Annotated in this window: 14 protein-coding genes; 6 read left to right on the forward strand and 8 right to left on the reverse strand. The window is 66.4% G+C overall.

Annotation, left to right across the window (positions count from 1 at the left end; all coding sequences use genetic code 11):
* Window positions 1-68: 68 nt before the first annotated feature.
* From preA to aptA, 4 genes are all read right to left on the reverse strand, one after another.
* Window positions 69-1,379, reverse strand: coding sequence for an NAD-dependent dihydropyrimidine dehydrogenase subunit PreA (preA, locus tag IP91_RS17135; RefSeq protein ID WP_145650314.1), 1,311 nt, complete (start codon window positions 1,377-1,379; stop codon window positions 69-71).
* Complete coding sequence (locus IP91_RS17140) at window positions 1,379-2,746, reverse strand: NAD(P)-dependent oxidoreductase (protein ID WP_145650315.1); 1,368 nt, start codon at window positions 2,744-2,746, stop codon at window positions 1,379-1,381. The genes preA and IP91_RS17140 overlap by 1 nt, the downstream gene beginning before the upstream one ends.
* Window positions 2,747-2,892: 146 nt before the next feature.
* Window positions 2,893-4,407: a CoA-acylating methylmalonate-semialdehyde dehydrogenase gene (locus IP91_RS17145; RefSeq protein WP_145650316.1), complete on the reverse strand. Its 1,515-nt coding sequence runs from the start codon at window positions 4,405-4,407 to the stop codon at window positions 2,893-2,895.
* A gap of 385 nt (window positions 4,408-4,792) precedes the next feature.
* Entirely contained in the window at window positions 4,793-6,109 is a 1,317-nt protein-coding gene (gene aptA, locus IP91_RS17150) for an omega-aminotransferase AptA (RefSeq protein ID WP_145650317.1), read from the reverse strand.
* Between the two features lie 193 nt (window positions 6,110-6,302).
* On the opposite strand from aptA, the gene IP91_RS17155 reads away from it, so the two are divergent.
* Both IP91_RS17155 and IP91_RS17160 read left to right on the forward strand, forming a co-directional pair.
* The gene (locus IP91_RS17155; RefSeq protein ID WP_145650318.1) at window positions 6,303-7,784 is read left to right on the forward strand and encodes an aminotransferase-like domain-containing protein; all 1,482 of its coding nucleotides are present in this window, start codon (window positions 6,303-6,305) and stop codon (window positions 7,782-7,784) included.
* Complete coding sequence (locus tag IP91_RS17160; RefSeq protein WP_145650319.1) at window positions 7,774-8,418, forward strand: TetR/AcrR family transcriptional regulator; 645 nt, start codon at window positions 7,774-7,776, stop codon at window positions 8,416-8,418. The genes IP91_RS17155 and IP91_RS17160 overlap by 11 nt, the downstream gene beginning before the upstream one ends.
* Window positions 8,419-8,455: 37 nt before the next feature.
* On the opposite strand, the gene IP91_RS17165 is transcribed toward IP91_RS17160, so the two are convergent.
* Window positions 8,456-9,505 (reverse strand): choice-of-anchor A family protein, encoded by a 1,050-nt coding sequence (locus IP91_RS17165; protein ID WP_145650320.1) that lies wholly within the window; start codon window positions 9,503-9,505, stop codon window positions 8,456-8,458.
* Between the two features lie 272 nt (window positions 9,506-9,777).
* On the opposite strand from IP91_RS17165, the gene IP91_RS17170 reads away from it, so the two are divergent.
* The 3 genes from IP91_RS17170 to IP91_RS17180 are packed head-to-tail and all read left to right on the forward strand — an operon-like array spanning window position 9,778 to window position 11,780.
* Window positions 9,778-10,059: a hypothetical protein gene (locus tag IP91_RS17170; RefSeq protein WP_199754633.1), complete on the forward strand. Its 282-nt coding sequence runs from the start codon at window positions 9,778-9,780 to the stop codon at window positions 10,057-10,059.
* Window positions 10,060-10,098: 39 nt separating this feature from the next.
* A complete protein-coding gene (locus IP91_RS17175) occupies window positions 10,099-11,013 on the forward strand; it encodes a sensor histidine kinase (RefSeq protein ID WP_145650321.1) in 915 nt (304 codons plus the stop codon).
* Window positions 11,010-11,780, forward strand: coding sequence for a LytR/AlgR family response regulator transcription factor (locus tag IP91_RS17180; protein ID WP_145650322.1), 771 nt, complete (start codon window positions 11,010-11,012; stop codon window positions 11,778-11,780). The genes IP91_RS17175 and IP91_RS17180 overlap by 4 nt, the downstream gene beginning before the upstream one ends.
* A gap of 70 nt (window positions 11,781-11,850) precedes the next feature.
* On the opposite strand, the gene IP91_RS17185 is transcribed toward IP91_RS17180, so the two are convergent.
* Window positions 11,851-14,853 (reverse strand): TonB-dependent receptor, encoded by a 3,003-nt coding sequence (locus IP91_RS17185; RefSeq protein ID WP_145650323.1) that lies wholly within the window; start codon window positions 14,851-14,853, stop codon window positions 11,851-11,853.
* Between the two features lie 746 nt (window positions 14,854-15,599).
* Here IP91_RS17185 and IP91_RS17190 point away from each other — a divergent pair.
* Window positions 15,600-16,043 (forward strand): VOC family protein, encoded by a 444-nt coding sequence (locus IP91_RS17190; protein ID WP_145650324.1) that lies wholly within the window; start codon window positions 15,600-15,602, stop codon window positions 16,041-16,043.
* On the opposite strand, the gene IP91_RS17195 is transcribed toward IP91_RS17190, so the two are convergent.
* Both IP91_RS17195 and IP91_RS17200 read right to left on the reverse strand, forming a co-directional pair.
* Window positions 16,037-17,275 (reverse strand): nucleoside deaminase, encoded by a 1,239-nt coding sequence (locus IP91_RS17195; protein ID WP_145650325.1) that lies wholly within the window; start codon window positions 17,273-17,275, stop codon window positions 16,037-16,039. The genes IP91_RS17190 and IP91_RS17195 overlap by 7 nt on opposite strands.
* 7 nt (window positions 17,276-17,282) lie before the next feature.
* The gene (locus IP91_RS17200; RefSeq protein ID WP_145650326.1) at window positions 17,283-17,687 is read right to left on the reverse strand and encodes a cytidine deaminase; all 405 of its coding nucleotides are present in this window, start codon (window positions 17,685-17,687) and stop codon (window positions 17,283-17,285) included.
* Window position 17,688: the final 1 nt, after the last annotated feature.

Genomic DNA, 17,688 nt, shown 5'->3' on the forward strand with positions numbered 1-17,688 from the left:
GCGACGAGCCGATGACTTTCGCAGACATCGGGGTCAGTCCCCGAACGGCCGGGGACAGACCCCAAAATTCACGCGGCGGTGGGCACCTTCTCGGCGCGGGGATTGCGCGGATCCTGCGTCCAGTTCATGTATGGCTTGCCAGTCTGCTGCGGCAGCATCGTGATGCAGTTCTGTACCGGGCAGGTGATCTCGCACAGGTTGCAGCCCACGCACTCTTCCTCGATGACCTCGTAGGTGCGCTTGCCCGTCGCTTCGTCCACCAGCCGGGCAATGGCCTGGTGCGACGTGTCCTCGCACGCCACGTGGCAGCGCCCGCAGCCGATGCAGTCCGCCTGGCTGATGTGCGCGATCGTCTTGAAGTTCATGTCCAGGTACTTCCAGTCCGTCGTGTGCGGCACGGCCTGGCCGCGGAAGTCCTCGATCGTGCGGTAGCCTTTGGACTCCATCCAGCGCGCCAGGCCGTCCTTCATCTCTTCGACGATGCGGAAGCCATGCAGCATCGCCGCCGTGCACACCTGCACGCAGCCGGCGCCCAGCGAGATGAACTCGGCCGCGTCGCGCCAGTTGTTGATGCCGCCGATGCCGGAGATGGGCAGGCCCAGCGTCTCGGGATCGCGGGCGATCTCGGCCACCATGTTCAGCGCGATCGGCTTCACGGCCGTGCCGCAGTAGCCGCCGTGCGTGCTGGCGCCGCCAACGACGGGCAGTGCCACCATCCGGTCCAGGTCGATCGACGTGATCGAGTTGATCGTGTTGATCAGCGAGACGGCATCCGCGCCGCCCTTCTGCGCCGCACGCGCCGGCTGGCGCACGTCCGTGATGTTCGGCGTGAGCTTGACGATGACGGGCAGGCGGCTGTGCTTCTTGCACCATGCGGTAACCATCTGCACATACTCCGGCACCTGGCCGACGGCAGCGCCCATGCCCCGCTCCGGCATGCCATGCGGGCAGCCGAAATTGAGCTCGATGCCGTCGGCACCCGTCGCTTCGACCTTCGGCAGGATATCGGCCCAGTAGTGCTCCTCGCAAGGCAGCATCAGCGAGACGACGATGGCGCGGTCCGGCCAGGCTTCCTTGACGGCGGTGATCTCGCGCAGGTTGATGTCCAGCGCGCGGTCCGTGATCAGCTCGATGTTGTTGAAGCCGATGACCTCGCGGTTCTTGCCGTAGATGGCGGAGTAGCGCGACGACACGTTGACGGCCGGCGGATCCTCGCCCAGCGTCTTCCACACGACACCGCCCCAGCCGGCTTCGAAGGCGCGGATCACGTTGTAGGCCTTGTCGGTGGGCGGCGCGGAGGCCAGCCAGAACGGATTCGGCGACTTGATGCCGCAGAAGTCGATGCTCAGATCGGCGCCGCTGCTCGCGAAGGTACTCATTATGCTGCCTCCAGTTTCATCAGGATGTCGGCATGGATCGCCATGGCCGCGAGTTTGCCGTGCTGGACCGCCTGCACCGTCAGGTCCTGCCCCGGTGCCACGCAGTCGCCGCCCGCATAGATGCCCGGCAGGACGGTGCGGAAGTGTTCGTCGACGTGGATGCGGTCGCCGTCGCGCTGCAGCAGCGTGGCCAGCGGATCGGCCAGCGAGCCGTCGTCCATCGTCTGCCCGATCGCCTTGAAGATGGCGTCCGCCGCGATTTCGAAGGTTTCGCCCGTGCCGGCCAGGCGGCCGCCATCGAGGCGGGTCTTTTCGAAGCGCATGCCCCTCACGCGGCCGAAGCCGTCGAGCAGCACGGCCAGCGGCTGGGCCCACGTGACCATGCGCACCTGGTTGGCCTTGGCGATGTCCTGCTCATGGTGCGTGGCCGTCATCGCATCGAAGCCGCGGCGGTAGACCAGCGTGACTTCCTCGGCACCCAGGCGCCCGATCTGCACGGCCATGTCGATCGCCGTGTTGCCGGCACCGATGACGATGGCGCGCTTCGGCACCGGCAGCGCGGCCAGGTCGCGGGCCTGGCGCAGTTCGGCGATGTAATCCACGGCCGCCAGCAGGCCGGCGGCTTCCTCGCCCGTCAGGCCCAGCTTGCGGCTGGCGCCCAGGCCCAGGCCCAGGAACACGGCGTCGTAATTCGCGTGCAGGTCCTTCAGGTGCAGGTTGTCGCCCAGGCGCTGGCCGTGGCGCACTTCGATGCCGCCGATCGACAGCAGGAAGTTCACTTCGCGCTGCGCGAAATCTTCCGTGAGCTTGTACTTGGCGATGCCGTATTCGTTCAGGCCGCCGGCCTTTTCCTGCGCTTCGAAGACGACGACATCGTTGCCCAGCATGGCGAGACGGTGCGCGCACGACAGGCCCGCGGGACCGGCGCCGACGACGGCGACCGTCTTGCCGGTGGACCGGGCGCGCTGGAACGGCTGCTCGGTAAAGCTCATGTTATCGAGTGCGTAGCGCTGCAGCAGCGCGATCTTCACCGGCTGGCCTTCCGCATCGTGATTGCGCACGCAGGCATCCTCGCACAGGATCTCGGTGGGACAGACGCGTGCACAGCTGCCGCCGAAGATGTTCTGTTTCAGGATGCCAATGGCGGCGCCGTCGACATTGCGGTCGTGGATATTGCGGATGAAGCTGGCCACGTCGATATCGGACGGGCAGATGCGCGTGCACGGCGCGTCGTAGCAGTACAGGCAGCGCGCGCTTTCGATCGCGGCCTGGCGCGCGTTCAGCGGCGGCATCAGGTCGGTGAAGTGCGTGGCCAGTTCCGCGTTGGAGGCGCTGGCGTGCGGGATGTAATTGAGTGAATCGAGCATGGCTGGGGTTCCTGGCTTGGTGGCTTGAATCCTGAATCCTGTTGAGACTTCACTGTGCGGGCAAAGGGCCGGGGTCAGTCCTCGATGGGGCAAAACCCGGCGGGACGGCCCCCGGTGCGCAGCAGTCCCGGGCGTCGAAACTGCCTTTACTTCATTTGAGGGAATGCAAATTCCGCGCCAGCGCTGGCAGTGCTGTTGACCGATGCGGGCCAGCGCTGCATCACGGCCTTGTGGCGCGTGTAGAAGCGCACGCCCTCGGGACCGTAGGCATGGTGGTCGCCGAACAGGCTGCGCTTCCAGCCGCCGAAACTGTTGAACGCCATCGGTACCGGCAGCGGCACGTTCACCCCCACCATGCCCACTTCGATCTGCCGCACGAACTCGCGCGCCACGCCGCCATCGCGCGTGAAGATCGCCACGCCGTTGCCGTATTCGTTGCGGTTGATGAGTTCCACGGCGGTGCCCACGTCCGGCAGCCGCATCACGCACAGCACGGGACCGAAGATCTCTTCCTTGTAGATGGTCATGTCCTCCGTCACGTGATCGAACAGCGTGCCGCCCACGAAGAAGCCGTTGGGCCGGTCGGCCACCTGGTAGTTGCGGCCATCGACGAGCAGCTGGGCGCCCTGCTCCACGCCGCTGCCGATCAGGCGCTCGATGCGCCCCTTCGCCGCAAGCGTGACGACAGGACCCATCTCGGCATCGTGCGCCGCGCCGTCGCGTACTTTCAGTGCAGCCGTGCGCTGTTGCAGTGCGCTCACGAGCTTGTCGCCCGCATCACCGATCGCGACGACGACGGAGATCGCCATGCAGCGTTCGCCGGCCGAACCAAACGCGGCGCCCATCAATGCATCGACGGCCATCTCCATATCCGCATCGGGCATCACGACCATATGGTTTTTCGCACCGCCCAGGGCCTGGACGCGCTTGCCGTTGGCACTGCCTTTCGCATAGATGTATTCGGCGATCGGCGTCGAGCCCACGAAGCTGACCGCCTGAACGGACGGGTGTTCCAGCAAGGCGTCGACCACCAGCTTGTCGCCCTGGACCACGTTGAACACGCCGTCCGGCAGGCCCGCCTGCTTCAGCAACTGCGCATGCAGCAGCGCCGGCGACGGATCGCGTTCGGAGGGTTTCAGGATGAAGGTATTGCCGCAGGCGAGCGCCACGGGGAACATCCACATCGGCACCATCACGGGGAAGTTGAACGGCGTGATGCCGGCCACGACGCCGAGCGGCTGGCGCATCGACCACGCATCGATGCCGCGCGCGATCTGGTCGGTGAATTCGCCTTTGAGCAGTTGCGGAATGCCGAGCGCGAACTCGACGACTTCGATGCCGCGCGCCACCTCACCGCGCGCATCGGCCAGCGTCTTGCCGTGCTCACGGGTCAGCATGGCCGCGAATTCCTCCGTGTGGTCCTGGCACAGTTGCAGGTACTTTGCCAGCACGCGGGCACGGCCCAGCGGCGGCGTGTTGGCCCAGGCAGCAAAGGCTTCCCTGGCGGCGCGTGCGGCGGCATCCACTTCTTCCGCCGTACCCAGCGCCACGCGGGCCACCGGTTCGCCGAGGGCGGGGTTGAAGACATCGGCGTAGCGGCCGCTCGTGGTATCGGACTTGGCGCCGTTGATGAAGTGGGTGATGGTGTCCAGGGTGCTCATGGGTGCCTCGGTTGGTGATCCTGCGTTGTGATGATGTGGGCAATGGCCCGTGGCGGTGGCGCCACGGGGTCTGGCTCCGCCACTGTTTGCCTGCGCTGTTACACGTTGCCTGTGCTGCGGTGCCTGACCCCAGCTTTTACTTCGCGCTCCTGCACCGCGCGAACTTGCGTTGAAGGCTGGGGTCAGGCACCGCGGCCACTGCCGCCGACTTCGGTCAAGCACGTTGCCGGCGGAGCCAGACCCCGGCTGCTCTACGGTCCTCGCCCAAAGGCTGGGGTCAGGCACCGCAGCCACTGCCGCCGACTTCGGTCAAGCACGTTGCCAGCGGAGCCAGACCCCGGCGGATCCACCGCTGCGACTCATTCCGGCGAATCCGCCGCTGCGGTTAATCCAGCCCCTTCAACACCTTGGCCAGCTTGCCGAACAGCTCGTCGATATGCTGTTTCTCGAACACCAGCGGGGGAGACAGCGCGATGATGTCGCCCGTCACGCGGATCAGCACCCCGTCGGCAAACGCCTGCTTGAACGCGGCATAGGCACGCGCGCCGGGCTTGCCGGGAATCGATGCGAGCTCGATGCCGGCGATCAGGCCGATCACGCGCAGGTCGATCACGTGCGGCAAGTCCTTCAGCGAATACACCGCGTCGGCCCAGTAGTCCTGCAGGCCTTTCGCATGGCCGAGGATGTCCTGTTCCTCGAACACTTCCAGCGTGGCGAGCGAGGCCGCGCAGGCCAGCGGGTGGCCGGAGTACGTGTAGCCGTGGAACAGCTCGATGCCGGCCGGCGCATCCAGGAACGCGTCGTGCAGGAAGGCCTTGGTGAACACGGCGCCCATCGGCACGGTGCCATTGGTGAGGCCCTTGGCGGTCGTCATCATGTCCGGCTCGACGTCGAAGTAGTCGGCGGCGAACGGCGTGGTCATGCGGCCGAAGCCGGTGATCACTTCATCGAAGATCAGCAGGATGCCGTGCTTCGTGCACAGCTCGCGCAGCCGCTTCAGGTAGCCCTTCGGCGGAACCAGCACGCCGGTGGAGCCGGCGACGGGTTCCACGATCACGGCGGCGATCATGGACGCATCGTGCAGCGTGACGAGGCGCTCCAGTTCATCGGCCAGGTGCGCGCCGTATTCCGGCTCGCCGCGCGTGAAGGCATTCTTCTCCAGGTTGTGCGTGTGCGGCAGGTGATCGACACCGGGCAGCAGCGGGCCATACGGCTTGCGGTTCGCGGCGATGCCGCCGACGGAAATGCCGCCGAAGCCCACGCCGTGGTACCCGCGTTCGCGGCCGATCAGCCGGGTACGCGAGCCCTCGCCCCGTGCGCGGTGGTAGGCCAGCGCGATCTTCAGCGCCGTGTCCACTGCCTCGGAACCGGAGTTCGTGTAGAACACGTGGCCGTAGCGGTGATTGGTGTAGGCCATCAGCTTGTCGGCCAGTTCGAACGCGGCCGGGTGGCCCATCTGGAAGGTGGGCGCGAAATCGAGCTGCCCCACCATCTCGCGCACGGCCGCCACGATCTTCGGCTGCGCGTGGCCGCAAGGGACGCACCACAGGCCCGCGGTGCCATCGAGGATGGCATTGCCGTCGACGTCCCGGTAATGCACGCCGGCCGCGGAGACCAGCAGCCGCGGGCTCGCCTTGAAATCGCGGTTGTTCGTGAAGGGCATCCAGAACGATGCCAGGGAGTCGGGACGGGTTTCGTTCATGTGGTCTCCAGTGGGGCGGGTCGGGCTGCAGCTGCCCGTGAATTTGTTTGCCGATGCCAGTCGATTCTTTACCAGTTGGCAAAACCTTGATGCAATAATAGACACGCCACCCGCGCTGGCACAGATACACAATCGCGAAAGCGCTCCAACCGTACAGGTCTTAAAACCACTACAGTTTGACGGGGAAGGTCCGATGGCAGTCAGCCGCAACATTGCGCAAGATCAAAACGCAGAAGCATCAAAAAGAGTTGTTTCGTGGCCGGTCATCCCGATTTCCCGGGCGGACAAGGGCAGTCTCGTGGAAAAGATCGTGACGGTTCTCACCGGCATGATTTCGGGAAAGGAATTGCGGATCGGTGCAAAAATGCCCTCCGTGCGGCAGTTCGCGAAGTGTAATGGCGTGAGTACCTTTACAGTTGTCGAGGCCTACGACCGGCTCGTCACGCTCGGCCTGCTGTCCTCGCGGCGCGGTTCCGGCTACTACGTGGCCCGCCAGGACGTGCCCTCGCAACTGCCGCCCGCCGCCGCCGCGGGACCCGTCACGATGGATGCGCTGACCTCCGACCTGTACTCAGGCATGTCCGATGCGCTGCCCGTGGGCGCCGGCTGGCTGCCGCCCGAATGGTATGGCGACGATACGATCCTGGATGCCGTACGCCACGCGATGCGCATCCCCGCCAACCGCCTGCGCGGCTACGGCCATCCGCTGGGGTTTCCGGCGCTGCGCCAGCACCTGGCCAGCACGCTCTCCGAAGAGCTGTTCCCCGTCGAGCCGGACCAGGTGCTGCTCACGCATGGCGCCACGCACGCGTTCGACCTGGTGCTGCGCACGCTGACGCGGCCGGGCGACACGGTGCTGGTCGAGGACCCCGGCTACAGCAACCTGCTCTCGCTCATCCGGCATCATGGCTGCAACGCGGTCGGCATCCCGCGCGGCGACGCGGGCCTGGACCTGGACGTGCTGGCCGAACTGGCCCGCGAGCGCCAGCCGAAGCTCATGTTCGTCAACACGGTGCTGCAGAATCCCCTCGGCACGTCGCTGTCGCAGGCGCAGGCGCACCGGCTGCTGGCGCTGGCCGAGCAGCACGACTTCTGGCTGGTGGAAGACGATATCTACCGCGAACTGGCCGGCAAGGGCGAAGCGTCGCTGGCGGCGATGGATGGGCTGCGCCGCGTGATCCGTGTCGGCAGTTTTTCCAAGACGCTGTCGCCGGTGCTGCGCGTGGGCTCGATCTGCGCCTCCGCCTCGCTGCTGCCGGAACTGGTGCGCGTGAAGATGCTGACGGGGCTGACGACCTCGGAGGTGAACGAACGCGCGGTCTACCACGCCGTGACGGCCCGCCCCTACCGCCGCACCGTGGAGAAGCTGGTGGCGCAGCTGGAAGCGGGCCGCGAGCGCAGCATCGATGCGCTGGCCGAAGCGGGCCTGCAGCCGGTGGCGCGGCCCCGGGGCGGCATGTTCGTCAGCGCCGGCTGGCCGGTGGCGCCCTCGCCTGCCTTCAACGCGCGCGCCATCGCGGACCAGGCGCTGCGTGCCGGCATCCTGCTGTCGCCGGACGAATTCTTCCTGCTGCGCGACAGCGCCAGCGTGTGGTTCCGCTTCAACGTGGCGTTCGCCCACGAAGCGGTGCTGCGCAACTTCCTGCGCACCGTCTGGAGAGACCATGGCCAGTGACACCCCCACCCGCCGCGTGCTGAACCGCAGCCGGCTGGAAGCGGACATCGCCGCCGTTGCCGTGCGCGTGTTCGCCGAATGCGGCTACGAAGGCGCCTCGGTCGCCACGATCGCGGAAGCCGCCGGCCTGTCGAAGCAGAACCTGATGTACTACTTCCCCACCAAGCAGGAGCTGTATCAGCGCGTGCTGGACGATGTGCTGGACGACTGGCTGGCGCGCATGTCCAGCCTGGCCGAGGCGGACGAGGACTCGGTGCCGGGCGACGTGCTGCGCGCCTACGTGCAGGCGAAGCTGCGTTTCTCGCGCGAGCAGCCGTATGCGTCGCGCGTGTATGCGATGGAGGTGATCGGCGGCGCGCAGCTGTACGGTGAACAGATCCGCGCGCGCGTGGTGCCGGTGCTGAAGCGGGATATCGACGTGTTCGAGCGGTGGATCGCGGCGGGCCGCATCGCGCCCGTCGATGCCACGCACCTGCTGTTCGCCATCTGGGCGATGACGCAGTCGTATGCGGACTTTTCGGCGCAGATGGGACTGGTGCTGGGCCGCCGCCAGCTGACCCGCCGCGATTTCGACGCGGCCGAGGAGACCATCGTGCGGATGGTGCTGGCGGCGGTGCGGATGCCGGGGAGCTGACGTCCCCTGCCTTCCGGATCCGATGTCGTTACAACGATCAGATGTCTTTACGGCGGCGGCGCAGCTGCAGGCCGCCCAGCACGGCCAGGCCGGCGGCGAACAGCGCCAGGCTGCCTGGTTCCGGTACCGCCGAAACCGGCGGCAGGTAGCCCGTGAACGGCTGCAGGTGGATTTCGCCGGCGCCCTGCGCCAGTTCCTTGACGAACACGCCGCCTTCCAGGTTCTGCGAGTTGCTCAGGTAGGCATCGGTGGCCAGGATCGCGCCGCCGAACTGGGCGGTGATGTTCAGGCTGGTCGCTTCGTAGAAGTTCCAGATCGCCTTGCTGCCGATCGCCTGCGCGCTGCCGCCCAGGAAGTTGGCGCCGATCGAGGCGGTCGTCACGTCGGTATTGAAGATCACGGTGCTGGCGCCGTTCAGGTTGAACTGGAACTCGCCCAGCCTGAACAGCGATTCGTCGATGGCGGTCAGGTCGAACACGGCCACGCCGCTGCCGTTGGCCACCGCGTTGAACGTGGCCTTGTTGCCGCTGACGGCCACGCTGCTGCCGGTGGACGACAATTTCGACAGCGACGTGGACAGGCCATTGAGCACCTGCGAGAAGTCGGTCGTTTGTGCCGCCTGCACGCCGGACAGGGCGGTGGCGACCGTCGCGCTCATCACGCCGCCGTTGGTCTGGCCACCCGAAAAGCCGCCGGCCGCGTACATGGCGCCGTTGAAGTTGGTGTTCGACGCCGCGCCCGCCACATACGAAGCGCCCGCATTGACGGTGGAGTTGGACATGGCACCGCCCACCACGGCGCCGCCGCCGTTCACCTTGACGTTGCTGACCGAGCCGGCCGCCGTCAGGCCTGCATATGCCGAAGCCGGCGTCGACGACCAGTGGCCACCGAATTCGCCGCCCGACACGGCGCCGCCTGCCCATGTGCGGCCGTCGATGTGCGACTGCGAATGGATGTTCGTGAGGGACACCACGTTGAACTGGTTCAGTACTTCCGTGGCCGTCAGCGGCGAGATGGCGGCGGCGTGGGCAGGGACGGAAGCGAAGGCGGTGGCCAAGAAGGCCGCGGTCAGGCTGGTGCGGAACATGGTTTCCTTTCGCGGCTTGGCCGCAGCATGGGTTGTACGTTGGATGATTGCAGGTTGAATAACTAAGCTTTCCTATAGGATAGCATAATTGCATGTTTATTTGCACCAAGTCAAATTCCTAATGGAAAATCCAGCATGTTTCTTGCGCCGTCGCCACACCACTCGTCCGCCGCCGATGCAAGTCGCCCCCGCGAATGCCCCATTCGTCGGATCGCCATTTGCATGGGCCCGGCGCGCCGCTACAGTGGCATCATCACAACGAGGAGGACACGATGAAAACCATCAACAAGACTTTCATGGAATCGGTCGGTGAAGCGGCGGACGAACTGGCGCGCATCGTGCGCCATGCCGCGCGGCGCATCAACCGCATGCCGTGGCCCGGCCTGCTGGCGCTGTGCGTGCTGCTGGCGCTGTTCGTGACGGTGCTGCCGCTGGCGCTGACGCTGTTCGTGGTGCTGCTGCTGGTGAAGCTGGTGGCGGGCGCGCTCGGCTGGTCGCACTACCAGCGCCGCCACCGTCCCGTGGCACCGGCGGCCGACACGCGCGCAGAATGATGCAGAAAACGGGCGACTGATGAACCGGGCGGAGCGGCGATGAAGGCAGCAATGGGAGGCGGCGCGCGCAGCGCACTGGCATTCGTGCGGGACCTGGGCGACACGGCCAGCACCCTGTGGTGGCAGTTCTTCGACTGGCTGGCGCAGGTGCCGTTCCGCCAGCTCTCCATCATGTGGGTGCTGGCGCTGCTGCTGGCCTGCACGCCGGTGGTGATGCCGCACCAGGCGTTCGCCTTCATCGTCATTTCCTTCGGCCTGAAGGTGCTGGCGGGCGGCAAGCGCAAGGCCGAGCTGCAGGCACGCGACGCCAGCGCGCAGGCCGGCACGGAAGGCCTGGAGCGCCGCCTGGTGGAAGCGCAGATGGCCGCGCTGCAGGCGCAGGTGGAGCCGCACTTCCTGTTCAACACGCTGGCACTGATCGGCCAGCTGATCGAGACGGACCCGCCGCAGGCCGCGCGCATCCACCAGCACCTGATCGACTACCTGCGCTCGACGCTGCCGCAGATGCGCGCCCGTGGCAACGGCACGCTGGCACGGCAGATCGCGCTGTCCCGCTCCTACCTCGCCATCATGCAGGCGCGCATGAAGACGCGGCTGGCCGTGTCGATCGACGTGCCGCCGGAACTGGCCAGCGCCACGTTCCCGCCGATGACGCTGCAGATCCTGATCGAGAACGCCATCAAGCACGGCCTGGAGCCGAAGATCGAGGGCGGCCGCATCGACATCCGCGCGTTCGTGGACGGCGCCGTACTGCAGGTGGACGTGCAGGACGACGGCGTGGGCTTCTCGCGCTACGCCGGCGACGGCATCGGCCTGGCCAATGTGCGCGAGCGCCTGAGGCTCGTCTACGGCACGCGCGCCGCACTGCTGATCGAAACGCCGGCCGAAGGCGGCTGCAAGGCGTCCGTGCGGGTGCCCTATGCGCCGGACATCTTCATGGAGCAAGCGGCATGAGCACGCCCGCCACGGCACTGATCGCGGACGACGAGGAACCGATGCGCGCCATGCTGCGCGCGCGGCTGCTGGAATGCTGGCCCGAACTGCAGATCGTGGCCGAAGCCCAAAATGGACTGGAAGCCATTGCGCTGGCCGGCCAGCACCGGCCCGACATCGTCTTCCTCGACATCCGCATGCCCGGCCTGTCCGGCATCGAGGCCGCGCGCATGCTGTTCGACCGGTGCCACATCGTGTTCGTGACGGCCTACGACCAGTACGCGATCGAGGCCTTCGAACAGGGCGCGCTGGATTATCTGCTGAAACCGGTGGGCGGCGAGCGGCTGCGCACCACCTGCGCGCGTCTGAAAACGCACCTGGCCCAGCACCGCGGCGAGCATCCCGACATTGCCGGCCAGCTGGCGCGCCTGCTCGACCAGCGCGACAAGGCCGGCCGCCGCGAGTACCTGCACTGGGTGCAGGCCCAGGTGGGCAACAGCCTGCGCATGATCAGCACGCGCGAGATCCTGTTCTTCCGCGCCGACGACAAGTACACGCGCGTGCAGACGGCGGCGGGCGAAGTGCTGATCCGCAAGACGCTGAAGGAACTGGCGGACGAACTGGATCCGGACGAGTTCTGGCGCATCCACCGCTCGACGCTGGTGCGCGTGGACGCGATCGCCGAAGTGACGCGCGACCTGCGCGGCCGCCAGATGGTGCGGGTGAAGAATTTCCACGAGGAGCTGGAGGTCAGCCGCGGCAATACGCACCTGTTCCAGCAGATGTGACCTGGTAAACACCACAAAAAAAAACGGGGCCACGAAGGCCCCGCTTTTGCCTGCGACATTCAAACGAGCGTCAGAACTTGTAGCGCGCTCCCACCATGTAGCGCGGTCCGCCCTGCGTGGCATTCAGCACCATCGACTTGGTGCGGCCATGGATGCGCTGCGTTTCGTCGTTCAGGTTGATCGCCTCCAGCGACAGGCTGATGTTCGGCGTGAGGTTGTAGCCGATCGACAGGTCCAGCTGGCCATACGGCTCCACGTATTGCGGATTGGCGCCCGCCTGGTCCGTGACCGAGGACAGGAACTCGTCGCGCCAGTTGTAGGCCGCGCGGATCGACCACTTGGCATCTTCGTAGATCCCCACGATATTGGCCGAATCGGACAGGCCCACCAGCGCGAACTGGTTGCCGGCACTGGCGTTGTCGTATTTCAGGTTCGACTTCACGTAGGTGTAGTTGGCCTGGATGCCGAAGCCGGTGCTGCCGAACATGTGCTGCCAGTTGACTTCGGCGCCCTTCAGGTTGGCCGACTTCTCGTTGACGAACGTGGTGATCTGGTACTTCGCGGCCGGATCGCCCGGGATGCCCGAGATGGTGCCGGTGGCGTGCCCCAGCGCGTTCTCGCCGGTGTACGTGACGCCCTGCTGGCCCCGGAAGTTGCGGAGGATGTAGTCGCGCAGGCAGTTGGTGTCCGTGGCGATGCAGCCTGCCGCCAGCGCCGCGTTCCAGTACTTGCCGCCCACCGGCGTCGTCACGTTGCCGGAGGTTTCCGTCAGCACCGTCTGGCCCGCATAGTTGGACAGGCTCTTGTGGAACACGCCCAGCGAGACGAGGCTCTGGCGCTGGTAGTACCACTCGGCCGACAGGTCGATGTTCTTCGACTTGACGGGTTCGAGCTGCGGGTTGCCGCGCGAGCCGGTGCCGTAGCTGACGGTGCCGGTCGGGTTGATCGTCGTGCCGCCCTGGATCTGGTCATAGCGCGGCCGGCCGATCGTCTGGCCATAGCTGGCGCGCACCTTGAAGTCCGGCCGCACGTCCATGTCCCAGTCGACGCTCGGCAGGAAGTGGTGGTACTTGCCCTTCAGCGTCATGAAGTCCTTGGTACCGAACACGTACGGCAGCTCGTTCTGCGACACCCAGTTCACGCCCGACACCGTCTGCGACAGCGCGGTGGACGTCACGTCCGTCTTCTCGTAGCGGAAGCCCACGCCGGTGTGCATCGGCATCGCGAAATCCCACTCGGTGTTCAGCTGCAGGTGCAGCGCGCGGCTCTTCTCCGTGGTGCGGCGGTCGTAGTCCGGATTGTCGAGGCTCGGCAGGTAGGAAGCCGGCATGCCCGTCGCATCGGAGGCGCGCTGGCGCATCGCCGCGAAGTTGAACAGGTGGATCTGCTGGAACAGCGCGGGATCGTCGTGGCCGCCCAGCTTGTCGAAGTACTGGCCCAGCGAGTCGAGGCGCCACAGGCTCTGCGGATAGTCGGCCGGCGTGGTGGCGCCGCCCCAGGTATCGCGCTGCACCTGCTGGAACGCCGAGCGGTTCTTCACGTTGGTGAGCGACACGCCGAAGTTCAGCTCCGACGCCTCGAACAGTTTCAGGCGGCCGCCGCCCTGGGCCTGGTCGATCTCCATCTTCTGGTAGCCGTCCTGGAACCACGAGCCGGAGACCTGCATCGGCGCGCGGTTGAAGTCGGCGCCCTGGATCGACAGCACCGGCATCTCGTGCGTGAAGTCCACGCCCGTGTTGCCGCGGCTGAAGCTGACGGTGGCCAGGTCGTTATTGGAACCGAACGGGCTGTCCTTCTTCGACACGGCGGTGGAATGGTGCGCATCGAAGGTGAAGCGCAGGTCCGGCGTGGCCTTCCACTGCAGGTTGAAGCCCAGCGAATTGTTTTCCGACTTGGTGGCGAAGTCGCCGCCGTTCATGGCGATGTCCTGGTTCGCCACGTTCTCCTGGTAGTACAGCGGCGAGGCGATCGGGCCATCCGTCCACTTGCTGACGGACGGGCCGAAGTTGAACCACGCGGACAGCTCGTGGTACTTGGTCTGCACCTTGTTCTGCGAGTAGGTGTAGTCGAGCGTGGTGGTCAGGTCCTTCTGCGGGCGGAACTGGAACGTCAGCTGGCCGTTGGTACGCTGGCGCTGCGAGCCGCGCATGAAGTACGAGATATTCTGCGGCACCGAGTACACGTCGCTTGCGTCCGGGCGGTTGGTGATGTCGCCGAAGCCGGTCTCGCCGGCCTGGGGGATGGTGCCGGTGCCGGTCTGGCTGCCGAGGTACGGGCCCTTCCAGCCATTGGTGATCGAGGCCGTGTTCACGCCCAGGTTGCGCTCCTGGTAGCTGGCGCTGACGGCCACGCCGAACATGCCATCGGCCCAGGTGGTGCTGTAGATGCCGGAGATTTCCGGCGTGTAGGAATGCTTCGCCTTGTCTTCCTGCGGCAGGTTGTCGTTGGACGTATCGTAGACGGCCTTCACGCCCACGCTGGCCTGCTTGCCGATGTCCAGCGGGCGCGCCGTCATGATGTTGATGGTGGCGCCGATGCCGCCCGGCGGCGTATCGGCGCGCGCGCTCTTGTACACCTGGATCTGCGACACGGACTCGGAGGCCAGGTTCGAGAAGTCGAACGCGCGGCCGGCCAGGTCGCCCAGGTTCGAGGTGGGCATCTGGCGGCCGTTGAGCAGCACCATGTTCAGGTCCGGGCCCACGCCGCGCACGGTAACCTGCGCGCCCTCGCCGCGGTTGCGATCGATCGACACGCCGCTGATGCGCTGCAGCGATTCGGCCAGGTTGGTGTCCGGGAACTTGCCGATATCGTCGGCCACGATGCCGTCGACGATGCCGTCCGAACCCCGCTTCAGGTTCAGCGTGGACTGCATGCTGGCGCGCAGGCCCGTCACGACGACGGTGGCGGCCGGGGCTTCCGTCAGGGGCGTGGTGGCGGTGGCCGTGGTGGCGGTGGCCGCTTCCTGGGCGTAGGCCGGTGCAACGAGGGTGGCGCAGGCGCCTGCCACGGCCAGAGTGACCAGGCGCAGGCGGGTAGCGGGACGCGGGGCGCCCCTGCGATGTGGGTGTAACACGGTGTCTCCTCTTCTCTTCGTGGAACGCCTTGTTGCGGCGTCTGTGGTGGTGCTGAATTCACCCGCTCCGGCTGGTTTTTATGTCCGGAACGTGTTCGCCCTGGTCGTCACGCGTTTGACAAGGCATGCGCTTAGGCGAACTCATGCGAAGAGAGTAGAGTTAGCGCAACCATCGGTCAATCGAATGAGCGGAAAAATATTGTTCATTCATGTGGCTTTCCGACGAGATTGCGGCGGGGCGGTACCGCTCCGGCATGCCGCGGCCTACAGCGCGATGGATGTCGCGAAAACGTTTTCATTATCAAATCAACGACTTCCCGCCGATAATGTTTGAAAACGTTTTCTTAACATCGCCGCCCGGGATGCCAGGGTGGCCGGACCACCTGATAACGCGGCCTGAAAGGCAGTTGTTGCAAAATTCGTACATTTCCATCCGACACGTACGACGTTGGTGTGCAATCGATTGCATGGCCCGCGCTTGGTCTCCGCGGCATGGCGGTCCTGGTCGCGCGCCCGGTATGGCAAAGCGCGCAGAGGGGCAGAAGGTGCTGCGCAACCATCATCGGCGGGGAACCGGCCCTGCTGCTCGGTTGCGCCGTGGAGCGCGTCGGAAACACCTGTTTTATTGCGGCTATCAAGTGGCAATGCTGCGCCGCCGCAGGCTGCCTGACCTCGCTTGCCGCGCCTATTGTGCTGGTCTATATTGGGGATTCGCCTGCCCGCCCACCAATGCGAAGGGAGAAACGATGATGCAGATACCGAAGCCGACGCGCGCCACGATCCTGCCCTGTTTGCGCTACCGTGACGCGCCCGCCGCCATCGAGTGGCTCTGCAGTACGCTGGGTTTCGAAGCCTCCCGCGTGACCTTCAATGAAGACGGATCCGTGGCCCATGCCCGCCTCACCTACGGCAACGGCATGCTGATGCTGGGCTCCCTTTTCGACACCGACTACGGCCGCCTGCTGAAGCAGCCGGCGGAGTTGCAGGGGTTCGTCACGCAAACCGCCTATCTCGTCGTCAACGATGCCGACCAGGTGCACGAGCGCGTGGTCAGCGCCGGCGCGCCGGTGGTGCTGCCGCTGCAGGACGAGGACTATGGCGGCCGTGGCTTCACCTGCCGCGATCCGGAGGGGCATGTTTGGAACATCGGCACGTATGACCCCTGGGAAGAGCCGGAATATCGTCAGTGAGCAGCGGTGGCGTGGCCGGCCAGTGCGTCGACCAGCGCCCTGTCGGTGACCTGCACTGGATGCACGCGGATCGGATCGCGATAGAGCGGCGGCAGGCCTGCGCATAGCTGGCGCAGCGCTTCGGTGGCCATGCGCGGCTGCACGTATTGATACTGCCGCGGATTGTCCGGGGCGGGCGGCCCTTCCATCGTCGAACCCCAGGCACCGAGCTCCATGAAGCCGAGCGCCCCCTCGTCCGGACCGGCCGCAAACACGAAGGTGCCGTCACGCGGATGGCCGAGGTAGCGGCGGATGGCGTGCCGTTCGGCCGGGCCGGCGTGCACCATCAGGCGATGGCGCAGCTGCGCGTAGGCGCGCGTGCATTCGAGGAAGGCGGTGCGGATGCCGCCGCGGCCGTGGCAGCACAGGAGCAGGTTGCCGAAGGCGTCGAGCAGCGCCACCGCGTTGCCGCTGCCGCCGTGCGCGCGGTCCCGCTCGAGCTGGTGCAGCAGGTAGGGTGCCAGCCCGGCATCCGGCTCGTGCGGTGGGCAGCGGTAGGTGAGCGCATCCGGGTCGGCGCGCTTGAGGGCCCGCACGACAGGGTGATCGGCCGGCAGCGTGGCGGGATCGAGCAGGCCGCTGCGGGGCGGATCGGCATCGAACAGCCCGGCCACCGCGCCGGTGGTGGCTTCGAACACGAGCGAGCACAGGGCCTGCGTGGGTTCGGCGATGGTCTTGCCGATGAAGAAGGCCGGCACCGCGGCACCGCTGGCGGGGCGCGCATAGGAGGATGAACCGAGCACGGCCGGATAGGCAAACGTGGCGCGGGCCTGTGCGCGCAGCGTTTCCGGCAGCGCCGTAAAGCTGTCGCCCCCCTCTTCCGCATGGTTGTAGTGGATGCCGGCGGTGCGGTCGTTGGCGGCCACCACCACGTGGAAGCCGGCCGCCAGGATCGCGCCGGCACACATGCAGCAAGGGTCGAGCGAGGTGACGATCGTGACGTCGGCGGGCGCCGGCAGCTCGCGGCCCCGGGCCGCCTCGGCGTGGTACCAGTCCACCAGCTGGCGCTCGCCATGCGCGGTGGGGTCCCACACGAGACCGTCGCGGATGACATCGTTGTGGACGGCCTGCAGCACATTGCCGAAGCCGTCCAGCATCACGCAGCCGACGCCGAACGTGCCCTGCGTCTTCGCGGCGATCGCTTCGAGCGAGGCGCGGGCGACGGCGGCCTGCACGTCGATCGTCTTTTTCACTGCAGGCTTACTTCTTCAGGTCCTGGCCGCCGAAGGCGTTCGGCAGCTGCGCGGCGGCCGTCGTCTCGAGGATATCGCCCTTCAGGTTCGTCAGCAGCACCGGCAGCTCGTTGCCGCCCAGTTCCAGGATCACCTGGCGGCAGGCGCCGCAGGGCGCGATGGGTCCTTCCGTCTCGCCAACGACGACGAGCCGGGCGAAATCGCCCTGCTGGTAGCCCTGCGCGAAGGCGCTGAAGAACGCCGTGCGCTCGGCGCAGTTGCACAGGCCGTAGGACGCGTTCTCCACGTTACAGCCATGGAAGACCTTGCCGTCATTGGCCAGCAGCGCCGCACCCACCTTGAAGTTGGAGTACGGCGTGTAGGCCTTCAGGCGCGCGGCCTTGGCTTCTTCGATCAGTTGTTCGGTGTTCATT

The organism is Pseudoduganella lurida (genome assembly GCF_007830455.1).
In the GTDB taxonomy this organism is placed as follows: Bacteria; Pseudomonadota; Gammaproteobacteria; order Burkholderiales; family Burkholderiaceae_D; genus Rugamonas; species Rugamonas lurida.